11 protein-coding genes are annotated in these 14,478 nt (G+C 35.8%); 7 read left to right on the top strand and 4 right to left on the bottom strand.

The window, feature by feature from the left end; genetic code table 11:
• The first annotated feature begins 140 nt into the window (after positions 1-140).
• The 4 genes from SCA31_RS02740 to SCA31_RS02725 all read left to right on the top strand — a co-directional run bounded on the left by SCA31_RS02740 (position 141) and on the right by SCA31_RS02725 (position 8,150).
• The gene (locus tag SCA31_RS02740) at positions 141-2,273 is read left to right on the top strand and encodes a S8 family peptidase (RefSeq protein ID WP_410695319.1); all 2,133 of its coding nucleotides are present in this window, start codon (positions 141-143) and stop codon (positions 2,271-2,273) included.
• A 324-nt stretch (positions 2,274-2,597) separates the two neighbouring features.
• Positions 2,598-4,769: a S8 family peptidase gene (locus SCA31_RS02735; protein ID WP_410695318.1), complete on the top strand. Its 2,172-nt coding sequence runs from the start codon at positions 2,598-2,600 to the stop codon at positions 4,767-4,769.
• A gap of 75 nt (positions 4,770-4,844) precedes the next feature.
• Complete coding sequence (locus SCA31_RS02730; protein ID WP_410695317.1) at positions 4,845-6,917, top strand: thiamine pyrophosphate-dependent enzyme; 2,073 nt, start codon at positions 4,845-4,847, stop codon at positions 6,915-6,917.
• Between the two features lie 204 nt (positions 6,918-7,121).
• On the top strand, positions 7,122-8,150 hold the full coding sequence (locus SCA31_RS02725) for a bestrophin family protein (protein WP_410695315.1): 1,029 nt from the start codon (positions 7,122-7,124) through the stop codon (positions 8,148-8,150).
• Positions 8,151-8,206: 56 nt separating this feature from the next.
• Here SCA31_RS02725 and SCA31_RS02720 read toward each other — a convergent pair whose 3' ends face one another.
• Positions 8,207-8,665, bottom strand: a complete 459-nt coding sequence (locus SCA31_RS02720) for an Lrp/AsnC family transcriptional regulator (RefSeq protein WP_109620148.1) — start codon at positions 8,663-8,665, stop codon at positions 8,207-8,209.
• 157 nt (positions 8,666-8,822) lie between these two features.
• On the opposite strand from SCA31_RS02720, the gene SCA31_RS02715 reads away from it, so the two are divergent.
• Entirely contained in the window at positions 8,823-10,049 is a 1,227-nt protein-coding gene (locus SCA31_RS02715) for an aminotransferase class I/II-fold pyridoxal phosphate-dependent enzyme (protein WP_410695314.1), read from the top strand.
• A 101-nt stretch (positions 10,050-10,150) separates the two neighbouring features.
• Here the strand turns inward: SCA31_RS02715 and SCA31_RS02710 are convergent, their stop codons facing one another.
• The 3 genes from SCA31_RS02710 to SCA31_RS02700 all read right to left on the bottom strand — a co-directional run bounded on the left by SCA31_RS02710 (position 10,151) and on the right by SCA31_RS02700 (position 12,821).
• Entirely contained in the window at positions 10,151-11,155 is a 1,005-nt protein-coding gene (locus SCA31_RS02710; protein WP_109620150.1) for a glycosyltransferase, read from the bottom strand.
• 85 nt (positions 11,156-11,240) lie between these two features.
• Entirely contained in the window at positions 11,241-11,642 is a 402-nt protein-coding gene (locus SCA31_RS02705; RefSeq protein ID WP_410695313.1) for a branched-chain amino acid ABC transporter substrate-binding protein, read from the bottom strand.
• Positions 11,643-11,654: 12 nt separating this feature from the next.
• Complete coding sequence (locus tag SCA31_RS02700; protein ID WP_410695312.1) at positions 11,655-12,821, bottom strand: class I SAM-dependent RNA methyltransferase; 1,167 nt, start codon at positions 12,819-12,821, stop codon at positions 11,655-11,657.
• A 138-nt stretch (positions 12,822-12,959) separates the two neighbouring features.
• Here SCA31_RS02700 and SCA31_RS02695 point away from each other — a divergent pair, with 138 nt between their 5' ends.
• On the top strand, positions 12,960-13,685 hold the full coding sequence (locus SCA31_RS02695; protein ID WP_410695310.1) for a class I SAM-dependent DNA methyltransferase: 726 nt from the start codon (positions 12,960-12,962) through the stop codon (positions 13,683-13,685).
• 2 nt (positions 13,686-13,687) lie between these two features.
• A complete protein-coding gene (locus tag SCA31_RS02690; protein WP_109620646.1) occupies positions 13,688-14,416 on the top strand; it encodes a ZIP family metal transporter in 729 nt (242 codons plus the stop codon).
• Positions 14,417-14,478: the final 62 nt, after the last annotated feature.

Below are 14,478 nucleotides of genomic sequence, written 5' to 3'. Positions count from 1 at the left end.
ATACACAAAAACAACCAACACAAACGAATAATATGAAAAATTTCAATCAAAAACAATGTTTAATCATTAATAACTCCACTTATTTAATTATTTTACCATATATTTGACCAATTACAATTTTTAATATTTTACTAACCATTATGAAGAAACATTTACTTTTGGTTGGCACTTTAGCCATTTCAATGCTAAGTGCACAAAACAACGAAGGATTAAAAAGAGAGTTTGAAAAACAAAACAAGGAGAACAACGCAAAGTTTGACTCTTATGTTGCAAAAAGATTCGGAAATCAGAGAAATGCTGAAACTCAAAAATTAATCACAGAACTTAGAGCAAACCTTGCAGGTTTCAGTGGTGATATTCCTAATTTCTACGAGACTGATGATCAAAATCAAATCAAAAACAATAATGTTGATGCACTTACTACAGCCGGAGGAGTAAATGGTCTTACTACAGCATTTAATGGAGACGGAATTAAGTACACAATATTTGATGGAGGAAGAATTTACGCTGCTCACGAAGCATTTAATAACCTGCCAGGAAGAATTACAAACAAAGAAGCAGATACAAATATACATAGTGGCCATGCAACAGGGGTGGCTAGTATTATTGGCGCAAAAAGCTCACCGTTAACAAGCAAAGATCAAAATGGCAATATCGTAGCACAAGGTAATGCAATGGGTATTGCACTTAATTCAACAATGGATTCATATAGGTTTGCTCAAACAACATTGCCTGGATCTACTACCCCAACCGATGTCTTTGCCAAAATATTAATTGCACAACCTAAAATTTCAAATCACTCCTATGGCGTAAATCCAGGTTGGACCTATGGTACGACGTCTGCAGGTTATCCTGTTACCGCATGGTATTGGAATGGAAATTATATCTCAGGAAATAACTACGATCAAATGGGTACTTATAACCTAAATGATAAGCAATATGATGCGATTGTTTACAATAACCCAGCCTATACAATTGTAAAATCAGCCGGTAATTACTATAACTACGGGCCCGGTTATCAGGGAACAACAACAACCAGCTATTATCAAACAGCTACAGGTTTTCAATTATACCCAGCTGGTACTGCACCAGCAGCAAACTGTGCACAAGGGTTTGACTGTATTGGATATGGCTCTTTAGCCAAAAATATCATTGTAGTAGGAGCAACTAATGTTATTACTACAAATAACTATAAATATACAGCAGCTACTGATGTGGTAAAAGCAGAATATAGTAATGCAGGACCTAGAGATGATGGAGGTATTAAACCAGATATTTCAGCTCCTGGAACAGACATATGGATGGCTTCAACTGCTGAAACAACAGCTGGCAGCTTATCATGGCAAATTAACAGTGGTACATCAATGGCCGCTCCTCAAGTTGCAGGAATTATCGGTCTTTGGTCACAAATACACAAAACATTATTCAACAACGCAGAACTAAACGCTGCCGCTTCAAAAACTCTAATGGTTCATTCAGCACTTGAAGCAGGAAATGTAGGTCCAGATGTATGGTACGGATGGGGATTCATTGATGCTAAAAAAGGAGCAGAATTATTGGTAGGAAAATCTAACAATACTGTTATTTTTAACAATGAAACATTAACAAATGGTACAACCAATACCAAATTTGTTAAAGCAACTGGAGGCACACCACTTAAGGTAACGATTTCCTGGATAGATCCGGAATTCACCAATATTACCAATATGTGGGATAATCTTTACAATAACAGAGTTTCAAGATTAATAAATGACCTGGATGTAAGAGTAACAGATTTAACGACCAATACTACAAACCTTCCGTGGAAGCTTAATGTTGAAAACCCAATGGCACTTGCTACCAAAGGAGACAACACAGTAGACAATGTAGAACAAATTGTTATTGACAACCCAATAGCAGGAAGAACTTATAAAATTGAAATCTCTCATAAAGGAACGTTATTAAACAATGCTATTCCGGCTGCGACTACTCCACAGAACTATTCAATCATTGTAACAGGATACAACGAAGTATTAGGAACTAAAGAGTCTGCTGCAAATGCTTTAAGCAACCTTGCTGTAGCACCATCCATTACTAAAGATGTGACAAACATTTTAAATGCTCCTAAAAAATCAGTATTCAATATATATGACGTTTCTGGTAAAAAATTACAGAGCGGAAATATCAATAGTGATAAGGAAGCAATTAACTTGTCATCATATACAAAAGGGGTGTACATCATCGAAATAAAAACCGAAAAAGATGTAGTTACTAAAAAAGTAATCAAGGAGTAATCCTAAGACACATAAAATCTATATGGGGTACCGACACTTGTCAGTACCCCATTTTTTTTACATAAAAAAACATTGACATCCAGATATCAAGTCGATTCTCATAGAAAAAAAACATTAAGGCAGCCTATTTCATTATTCTTTATCCCCAATTAAACAAAAAATAAAACTATAAAATTTATAAAATATTTAATTTTTTAAACATAAAAACGTTCAAAAAATAATAAAACGAACGAAAACACAAATTATAATCATTAAAATTAGAAATAATCAACTTTATTCATACATTTGAAAAACACAACAAATCTTTAACATTTTACAATTTTTATGAAGAAAATCTTTATTTCGATCAGCATCTTGGCTATTTCATTAGCATATGCGCAAAAGAGTAACGAAACCTTAATGAAAGAGTTTGAAAAACAAAGAGTGGAAAATAGCAAAAAATTTGAAGCTCGTATTAAAAAACAAACTCCCAACGAAAAAAGCAATAATCCTTTAGAAAAAGTCTTATTGGATTTTAAAAGCCAAAGAAGTCAATTGGCAGGATTTACCCCAAGTGGAATACCATTATTTTATTCCTCTCAAGACTCTAGGCAACCTAAAAACTCTAATGCCGACTACCTTCAAAACGGACAAGTAAATGGTTTATCCGGTTCATTCAATGGAGAAAATATTAAATACACTATTTTCGATGGTGGAAGGGTACTGGAAACACATCAACTATTTGACAACTTACCCAACCGAATCGCCAATAAGGAAAATGCAGACTCTGTAGACTATCATTTCCATTCAACTGCTGTTGCAGGTTTCGTTGGAGCCAAAAACTACAACTTTACAGGATCGTGGACCACAAATTCAGGGGTAGTTATAGCCCAATTCACCAATCTTAACCTTCAGGGTGTTGCCCAAAACTCAACAATGGATTCCTATTCATACAATGAGACTACTCTTCCTGGAAACACTACCCAAAGTTCAGTGTATCAAAAAATATTATTATCACAACCCAAAATCTCCAATCACTCCTACGGAGTTCCTCAGGGATGGTGGCAAAATCCCAATAATGGAGCCTGGTATTGGCGAGGAACTTTTACAAGCCCAGCTACACCAACATCATTGGAAGGGACCTACCAGGAAAATGACCGTGAATATGATAAAATTGTCTACAGTAACCCATCCTATATCATTGTAAAGTCTGCAGGAAATTCTTTCGGTGATCAACCAGAAGCTAATGATTATAAACTTTATCCAAATCCGAATTATAATCCAAACTTACCATCCGGATCAACAAATGCTTTTTGGAAATTTTTTACAAATACAGATACCTTACCCCCTCAAAACTGTTCTAATGGCTATGATTGTATTGGTGCCGGATCTTTAGCGAAAAACATCATCGTAGTGGGAGCCAATGATATCATCACAGCCAATGAAGGAAGATATATCACTTCTACTGATGTTGTTCACTCATCTTATAGCAGTGCAGGACCAAGAGATGATGGAGGAATCAAACCCGATATTACAGCTACAGGAACCGATGTTGTATCTGCAAGTGTAAAATCCAATAACCAACCTTCTTATGAATATGGAAGCGGGACTTCATATTCCGGTCCTATCGTTACTGGAATCATCGGTTTATGGACACAGATTCATAAACAACTTTTCGATAACTCAGAACTCAATGCAGCTTCTGCAAAAAACTTAATGATTCACTCTGCACTTGAAGCCGGAAATGTAGGACCAGACCCATGGTACGGATGGGGATTGATTGACGCCAAAAAAGGAGCCGAGCTTCTCGTAGGAAAATCAAATAATAATGTGATTTTCAATAACGAAATTTTAAATAATGGTATACAAAATACAAAAACGGTGACAGCATCAGGAACAGAGCCTTTGAAAGTCACCATATCATGGATTGATCCCGCCTTTACAAACCTACCAGGAACTGATTTGGCAGGGTATAACATCAGAGCTTCAAGATTAATCAATGACTTGGATTTAAGAATCATAGACACAGAAAACAACACCGTTTACATGCCATGGAAACTTGACGCCAACAATCCAATGTCTCCTGCCACAAAAGCAGACAATACGGTGGATAATGTTGAACAAGTAGTCATTAACACCCCAACAGCAGGAAGAAATTATAGAATTGAAATAGGTAACAAAGGAACATTAGTCAATGATAACGGGATTACATCTCCACAAAACTATTCAATTATTGTAACAGGTCATAGCGGAATATTAGGAACTCATGAGTCAAAAGCAGAAACTTTAAGTGCTTTTGCCATTGCCCCTTCTATTACCAAAGACATAACCAATATACTAAAGGCTCCTAAAAAATCAACATTCACCCTTTATGATATGACTGGAAAAAAATTACAGAGCGGAACCATCAATAGCGATAAAGAAACCATCAATTTATCCGCCTATTCAAAAGGAATCTACATCATCGAAGTAAAAACAAACAGGGATGTAATTTCTAAAAAAGTAATTAAGGAATAATCAGCGATTTCATAAATTTCTTACAAAATACTAACAGTTGTTAGTATTTTGTTTTTTTATGTATATTTGCTTTCTATGGAAAATACACTTCACGAAAAAGTTTCTCAGGATATTTTACTTAAGGCGTACAATCACATGATGCTTACCAAAGCCATGGCAGATATTTACGAAGAAAACAGAAATATCTGTAAATACGTTCATAGTACTTCAAGAGGCCACGAAGCCATTCAGTTAGCAACCGCTTACCAATTAAAAAAAGAAGACTGGATATCTCCTTACTACAGAGATGAAAGTATTCTTTTAGGAATTGGTTTTGAACCGTACCAACTTATGCTTCAATTATTGGCTAAAGCTGAAGATCCTTTTTCAGGAGGTAGATCTTATTATTCTCATCCATCAAGCCGAGATGAAAATAAACCAAAGATCATCCACCAAAGCTCAGCAACAGGAATGCAGACTATTCCTACCACTGGAGTTGCACAGGGAATAAAATACATTCAGGAATTTAAACTTCAGAATTTCGAAAACAATCCTGTTGTAATCTGTAGCCTTGGTGATAATTCTGTAACTGAAGGAGAAGTAAGTGAGGCATTACAATTTGCCGCACTACATCAACTACCTATCATATTTCTTGTTCAGGACAATGAATGGGGAATTTCCGTAACCAAGGAAGAAGCCAGAACCTGTGATGCCTACGATTTTGTAGCAGGGTTTACGGGATTAAGCAGAATGAGAGTTGACGGAACTGATTTTGTAGAAAGTTTTGAAGCCATGAAAAAAGCGGTAGACTTTGTAAGAACAGAGAGAAAACCCTTAGTTGTCTGTGCAAAAACAGTATTGATCGGCCACCACACTTCAGGAGTAAGAAGAGAGTTCTACAGAGATGAGGAAGACCTAATTAAACATAGAGCAAAGGATCCGGGAGAAATCCTTAGAAAGCAATTGCTGGAAGCAGGAGCTGACGAAGATCTTTTGAAACAAATTACAAAGAAAGCACGTCTTGAGGCTGAAGAAGCTTTTGAAAGAGCTAAAAATGCTGAAGACCCAAAACCAGACACTGTAATGCAGCACATTTTTGCTCCTACTCCAATTACTGAGGAAGCAGGAACACGTGAGCCGGCAAACGGAGAAAAGATTGTAATGGTAGACGCAGCCATCCATGCTATACAGGAATTGATGTGGAAACATCCTGAAGCTATTCTTTATGGCCAGGATGTAGGGGAAAGAATCGGCGGAGTTTTCCGTGAAACCGTTACCTTGGGTAAAAAATTTGGAAGCAAAAGGGTTTTCAATACGGCAATTCAGGAAGCTTACATAATAGGTTCTACAGCAGGAATGAGTGCTGTAGGATTAAAACCTATTGTTGAAGTTCAGTTTGCAGATTATATTTATCCGGGAATTAATCAGTTAATTACAGAAATCTCAAAATCAAGCTATTTAAGCCAAGGTAAATTCCCTGTAAGCAATATTATCCGTGTTCCAATCGGAGCTTACGGCGGAGGTGGTCCTTATCATAGCGGAAGTGTAGAAAGTATTTTAGCCAATATAAAAGGGATTAAAATAGCCTACCCGAGCAATGCTGCAGATTTTAAGGGATTATTGAAAGCAGCTTACTATGATCCAAATCCGGTGATTATGCTTGAGCACAAAGGATTATACTGGAGCAAAGTTCCGGGAACCGAGGATGCCAAAACAATTGAACCTGCCGAAGATTATGTTCTTCCATTTGGAAAAGGCAAAATAGTGATTGAGGCAGACAAAAACGAAACTGAAAAAGGAAGGACTCTATTAGTAGTTACCTATGGAATGGGAGTTTATTGGGCGAAAGAAGCTGTTAAGAATTTCAATGGAAGAGTTGAAGTCATTGATTTAAGAACTTTAATTCCTTTGGATGAAGAACTTGTTTTTGAAAGGGTAAAAGCTCACGGTAAATGTATAGTTCTAACGGAAGAACAACTTAATAACTCCTTTGCAGAGGCTTTTGCACACAGAATCTCCAAGAACTGCTTCAAATATCTGGATGCTCCGGTAGAAACAATAGGATCCCTGGATGTACCGGCTGTTCCTATTAACCTTGTACTGGAAAAGGAAATGCTTCCAAATGCTGAAAAGCTTTCCAAAAAGATAGAAGAAATACTACAATATTAAATTGATATCAATAAAACCTCTAAAAATTTTTAGAGGTTTTTTTATGCTTTTTTTTCATTACTTTTATTTAAGATTATTAACCTCAATCTTAAGACATTATAACTAAAGAAAACTTGAAAAACCAATAGGCAACCGACATCATGGAACAAGCTTTTATAAAGTTTGGTATTTATTTTGTCTGCACAGAAAAACACATCCCTCATTATGATCACTACAAAATACGTTAATTATAAACAAGTTCTCAATCTATCTGGAGTACATCTTATCTTAATTTCAATATGGTGTACCCTAATTGCTGTACTTTTTTATTTCTTCAATTGGCACTGGATGACTATTCCATGGGTTCCTGTAGCATTAATTGGTACAGCAGAAGCATTTCTGGTAGGTTTTAAGAACAACCAGGCCTATGATAGACTTTGGGAAGCCCGCAAAATATGGGGCGGAATTGTAAACTCCAGCCGCTCCTTTGCATCTATGGTGCAGGCTTTCGATACAAAAAATGAAGAGATTGGCGCATTTGATCTCGAAGACCGAAAAAAAAGAATCATTTACCGTCATATTGCATGGTTATATACTTTCCGTGAGCAGCTGTTGGTTCCTACAGAATGGGAGCACATCAGTACCGAAAACAAGTTCGGCAATATCAATTTGAGAAGAAACAGATTAATCAAAGCTGGATTTCCGGATTATGGAAGAGCTCCAATCTTCCTTCATAAATATCTTTCAGAAGAAGAATATGACCGAAAAAGTGAATATAAAAATTTTGCCACCTATCTGATCTCTCAGCAGGCAAAAGACATTAATGAACTTAAAAACATGAACGCCATTACAGACTTTAATCAAACCCAGTTACAGAACTGCCTGAATGAGTTTTATGGTTTTCAGGGCCAGGCAGAAAGAATCAAAAAATTTCCTTCACCAAGACAATTTGCCAGCACAGCATTTGTCTTTAACATCCTGTTCATCACTTTACTTCCACTGGGGCTGGTAAATGAATTTGCCAAACTGGGTGATTGGGGAATCTGGACCTCGATTCCTTTCTGTATCATCATTGGATGGATTTATATTATCATGGAACTCGTTGGAGATTATTCTGAAAATCCTTTTGCCGGATTAATGTTTGATGTTCCCATGCTTTCCATCTGTAGAACTATAGAGATTGATCTGCTTCAAATGACTGGAGAAACAGAACTACCTGACCCAATAGCATCCAAAAATGGAGTGCTGGTTTAAATGATAAGCAATGAATGACACTGATAATGGATGCGTCATTCCTAGTTTTTATGCTCTTACAATACAATTGCTGTGGTATTCTTTACTTCAGAAATCATAAATGAGCTGTGCGTGCTTGCGATGTGTTGAAGCGTCGTAAGCTTTGTCAGCATAAAATTTCGATAGTCTTCAATATCCCTCACTCCTATTTTAAGGATATAGTCATAATCTCCACTCACATGAAAGCACTCTGTGACTTCCTGAAGATTCATCACCTCTTTTTCAAACTGCAGTACAAATTCTTTCTTGTGCTGTGTTAATTTTACATGGCATAAAACGATAAAGTTTCGCTTAACCTTGTTCTTATCCAGCAAGGCAACATATTTTGAAATAACACCGGCATTTTCCAGTTTCTTTATTCGTTCATAAATAGCTGTAACCGATAATCCAAGCTTACCGGAAAGCTCTTTGGTGGTTTGCTTACAGTCTTCCTGCAAAAACAGCAGCAGTTTTTTATCCGTTTCGTCAAGTTCCATAGATAATTTTTTGGTGAAAATTTAATATCCCCGAATATACCCATTATATTTTCTAAATAATCAATATTTTTCAGTTTTATATTCTATAAATTCAATTTTATGTTGTAATAATTAGGAAAATAACCCAAATTAGGCCCATAAAATAAAAACAACGCTTATGGAAAACTTTAACGCAGCCAACGAGATTCAGGATCTTCAGTATTTTGGTGAGTTTGGAGGAGTAAACCCATCTATTTCAGACAGTTCCACCTATACTTTCCTTTCCGCAAAGACTATGTTTGATACCTTTGAGGGCAATGCAGAAGGATGTTATTTATATTCAAGACATTCATCCCCAATGAATCTTTACCTGGCACAAGCTCTGGCAAAAATGGAAAATACAGAGTCTGCCAACGTTACAGCATCAGGAATGGGAGCCATCACTTCCGTTTTAATGCAGGTATGCAAAAGTGGAGACCATATCATTTCCAGCAGAACCATTTATGGGGGAACCTATGCTTTTCTTAAAAACTTTTTACCCCAGTTTAATGTAGCAACTTCTTTTGTGGATATCAATAATTTTGATTCCATAGAAAACGCTATAACCTCCAATACAAAAGTAATCTACTGCGAAAGTGTAAGTAATCCCTTGCTTGAAGTTGCAGACCTTAGAAAACTTTCTGAGATTTGTAAAAAACACAACTTAAAACTGATTGTAGACAATACATTCTCCCCCCTTTCCATTTCTCCGCAACTATTTGGAGCAGACATCGTTATCCATAGTCTGACAAAGTTCATCAATGGAAGCAGCGATACCGTTGGTGGGGTATATTGTGGAACACAGGCATTTATTGATGATACAAAAAATGTAAATTCCGGAGCTTGTATGCTTCTTGGACCTACCATGGATAGCTTAAGAGCTTCAAGTATCCTGAAAAACCTGAGAACCCTTCATATCAGAATAAAGCAACACAGCCATAATGCCTTATACCTTGCCGAAAGATTTGAAAAAGATGGCTTAAAAGTCTCTTATCCAGGATTACCATCCCATAAAAATCATGAATTAATGAAAAGTATGATTGATGAGGAATACGGATTTGGAGGATTATTGACACTGGATGCAGGAACTACGGAAAAGGCCAATGAACTGATGGAAATGATGCAGGAAGCCAACTTGGGTTATCTGGCAGTAAGTCTTGGTTTTTATAAAACCCTATTCTCCTGCTCAGGAAAATCTACCTCTTCTGAAATTCCTGAAGAAGAACGTGCATCAATCGGTATTTCTGACGGATTAATCAGATTCTCTATCGGTTTAGATCACGATATTAAAAGAACCTATCATAAAATGAAAGAATGTATGCTGAAAGCAGGTGTTCTTAACCATGAAAACATTTCTATATCCTAAATTTATTGTAAAAAGAAGGCTGTCTTAATTGAAACAGCCTTCTTTATTTTTTATAGGTAAACACCAATATTTTCACAAGTAATACAAACTTAATCAATGTATTATTTTTTATGATAATGATGCGGAAATGCTTCTTCAGGCTTCATTTTGAAAACATTTAAAAGAACCCATGACTTAAGGAAACCATAGCCATAGGAAAGCATCTGAATATAGGTGGAAATTACTGCCATACCGGCAATACTTATATTTTTAGTCAATAGCAGGGCATGAAATAATACCAAAAAGGTATACAACCCATAAAATGTAAGAATAATTCCTCTTCCTAAAAAGAAATATTCAAAAAAGCCCATAATGTACCCCAACATAAATAAGGTAGGAAACGCAAAAGAGATCTTCACATAATTAGGATGTCTCTGATTAAGAATCGGTCGGGCACAGCCAAACTGAAAGACTTGCTTGGAGAATTTCCCAAAATCCACCCTACGCTTATGATATACAGCAATATCATCAAAAAAAGCAGTGGTAAACCCATTTTCCCAAAGGGTCATAGACAAATCAGGATCCTCTCCTATTCTCATCTCAGAAAAGCCGCCTACTTTCTCAAAAACAGCTTTTTTCACTCCCATATTAAAACTTCTTGGCTGAAATTTCGAAACCGCTTTTTTATTCCCTCTGATTCCTCCTGTCGTAAATACAGAAGTCATAGAGTATGAAATGGCCTTTTGCATCAGATTAAAGCCTTTATGAGCCTTATCTGCACCTCCAAATGCATCACATGGAATGGTCAGTATATCATTTTTAATATGCTCTATATAGTCTTTCTCTACAATTACATCACTGTCTACAAATACCAACCATTCATTGGCTGCTCTTTTCGCCCCATAATTTCTCGTAAGCCCAGGTCCGGAATTATCCTTTCTGAAATATTTAATATCCAGGCTTTCCTCAAAGTTCTTTATTGTAGGTTTCAAGTCTATCAGAGAACCGTCATCCACAATAATGATTTCAAACTCTTTATCGGTCTGCTGGGTCAATGAGGTCAGTAACTCGAAAAGTTCATCCTTTCGGTTGTAAATAGCAACAATAATAGAAATCGTAGGTTTCAAATTGAAAATTTTTCAAAATTACTTATTCGCAGAAGAAACCGCAAACAGTTTAACAGGTTATTCGGAGAAATTAACTTTTATAAGTTTATATAAAAACTCCTGATTGAAAATAAACACACATTACCAAGGCAATAAAAAATGCAATTACAGAACAGCTAAAAAGAAGAAGCTTGAAAACATTTTTAAAGTAATAAAGCTCCATCAAATTCAGAACAAAAAACAACACACATGAAATTGCAAAACCAATTAATGAGATTACAACTAAAGTCTGTATATAATTTTCCACTGGTAATGGATCTTTAAAAGCAATTACAAAGAGAATGACAGACGCAAGAATAAATCCTGCGCTGACTTTCTCTGTAAAATATTTATCTTTTTCTTTACCTTTCTTACGGGTACGAGCTTTGGAATCTTTAATAGGATGAGTTCCTGTAGCAGAGAATACATCTGCCATCATTTCCAATCCATCAAAAAAATTCCAGGGCATAACTAATATTAATTAAGACTTATCTTCTAATTTATGCACTTTCTTCGTTCCTTCATACATTTCATACTGTAAGAATCTTGTTTCCAATTTTCCGTTGAAAAGCTTTATTTTTCTAGAAGGACGCAATCCAATCTTCTTCACCGCTTCAAGGTCCGATGAAATTAACCAAGCAAGAGTATTTGGGTAGTGCGTTTTAAAGGTGTCTCCTATCTTTTTATAGAAATCATCATCATTAATGGAAATTCTCTCATCATACGGAGGATTAAATACCATCAATAAAGGGAAAAGTTCTTTTTTAGATTCAAAGAAATCTTGCTTTGTGATCTCGATAACATCTTCCATTTCTGCAGCTTCTACATTCATTCTCGCAGCATTCAGCATTCTTGAATCAATATCATATCCAACGATCTTTCCATCAAACTGTCTCACTCTATTAATTCTGAACTCTTTAATTTTTGAGAACAAATCTGCATCATAGTTTTTCCAGTTCTGGAATCCAAATCTTTTTCTGAAGATTTGAGCCGGAAGATCCATTGCAATCATTGCTGCTTCAATCAACAATGTACCGGAACCACACATCGGATCCAGGAAGTTACCTTTTCCGTCCCATCCGGCAAGCTGAAGCATTCCACTTGCAAGAACTTCATTAATCGGTGCCTCACCCTGTTCTTTTCTGTATCCTCTTTTAAACAATGCATCTCCTGAAGAATCCATAGAAATCATGACCAGCTCCCTGTCAATGTGAAGGTGGAATTTAATATCCGGGTTTTTGGTTTCTACATTGGGACGTCTTCTGTGTTTTTCCTGAAAATAATCTACGATGGCGTCTTTCATTTTCAAAGTTACAAACTGAGAATGCTTAAATGTTTCAGAATTTACCGTAGCGTCAATAGAGAAAGACTGATCTACATCCATAAATTCATCCCATTCAAACTTGAACAATCTGTCATAGAACTGATGTTGATTAAAAGCCTTAAACTGATGAATCGGCACTAAAATTTTTAATGCTGTTCTTGCCGAATAATTGATCTTATAAAGAAAGCCCAAATCTCCTTCGCAGTTTACCGCTCTATTTTTGATTTCAACATTTCTACCACCCAATTTTTTGATTTCTTCCGCCAGAATCTGCTCTAGTCCGAAGAATGTTTTTATCTGTATTTGTAGATTTTCTATATCCATAAGTAATTAATTAAAAGATTTAAAGGATTAATAATTAAAAGATTAGCTATCCAACTTATTGACCAATTGAATTTTTCAATCTCTTAATGTTGTAAAATACTTTGCTTTTAACCGCACAAATTTAGTTATTTTTGCATTATGGAATGGTTTGAATCTTGGTTTGATACCCCTTATTATCATTTGCTTTATAGCAACAGAGACTATACTGAAGCCGAAAACTTCATTACAAAACTTACTGCGGACCTACAGCTTCCGCCTCAATCCAAGATTATAGATCTTGCCTGTGGTAAAGGAAGACACTCTGTTTTCCTTAATAAATTGGGCTATGACGTTTTAGGATTGGATCTTTCAAGACAAAGCATTGAGTCTGATAAACAATATGAAAATCAAACTTTAATTTTTGAGGTTCATGATATGCGAAATCCCATTGATGCGGATCCTATGGATGCTGTTTTCAATTTGTTTACAAGTTTCGGATATTTTGATAATGAAAATGACGATAAAAAAGTTTTTCAGTCGGTTTACAACGCTTTGAAACCGGGAGGATATTTTGTTTTGGATTATCTGAATGAGGAATATGTAAGAAATACCATGGTTCCTGAAACCTTAGTTACCCGCGGTGATATAGATTTTAAGATTCTTAAGAAAATTGAGGGCAGGCATATTATCAAGGACATTCGTTTTGAAACAGATGGCAAGCCTTTTCATTTTTTTGAAAAAGTAAAGCTTCATACATTGGAAGCCATACATGCCTATGCTTCAGAATGTGGCTTTGAAAGAATAAAAATCTGGGGAGATTATCAGCTCAATGAATTTAATAAAGAAAGTTCCCCACGTTGCATCAATTTATTTAAGAAAAAATAATGATAACAGTACTTTTACTGATTTTAAGTGTAATTACAGGAGTATTTCTTGGAAAACATTTTGGAAAAAAAGAGAAACTGGCCAAAAATCTACTGATATTAAGTGCCGGATTCCTGATTACCATTTGTTTGAATGAGGTTTTTCCTCAGGTATACACTTCCACAGAAAGCAGTAATCTTGGGATATTTGTCATTGCAGGAGTTCTTTTGCAAATGATTCTGGAAGCTCTGACCAAAGGTTTTGAGCATGGTCATTTTCATCATCATGGTGAACATAATATCCTTCCTATGGCATTAATGGTAGGGCTTTTCATTCATGCATTTATTGAGGGTATTCCTCTAGCCAATGAAGAACATGAGTTATCTCCTTACCTTCTGGGAATTGTATTCCATAATCTTCCTATTTCCTTTATTTTGGGGGCATTTTTATTTAATAGAAAAGGTGAGTCAAAAAGTTCATCATCTTACCCATCCCTCTTAATTGTTGCCCTTTTTGCATTGGCTTCACCTATGGGAATGTTATTGGGGAATTATTTCAATCCGGATCTTCAGCCTTATTTTCTGGCGATTGTAGGGGGTATTTTCCTTCACATTTCATCAGTGATCATTTTTGAGAGCAACAAAAATCATAATATTGACTGGCTTAAAATAGGGCTTGTGGTTTTAGGAGTTTCCCTGGCATTGCTTATGCATATTTTCCATCATCACCCTAGCCCTGTTCATCATCATTAAACTTATTTTTACTCATAAAAAAGCTCCGAATTTTTCAATTCGGAGCTTTTAATTTTTACTAT

Origin of the sequence: Chryseobacterium sp. SIMBA_028 (genome assembly GCF_046535285.1) — a bacterium.
Classification (GTDB): domain Bacteria; phylum Bacteroidota; class Bacteroidia; order Flavobacteriales; family Weeksellaceae; genus Chryseobacterium.
The sequence above is the reverse complement of the archived record's forward strand: the minus strand, read 5'-3'. Positions and strand labels throughout refer to the sequence as shown.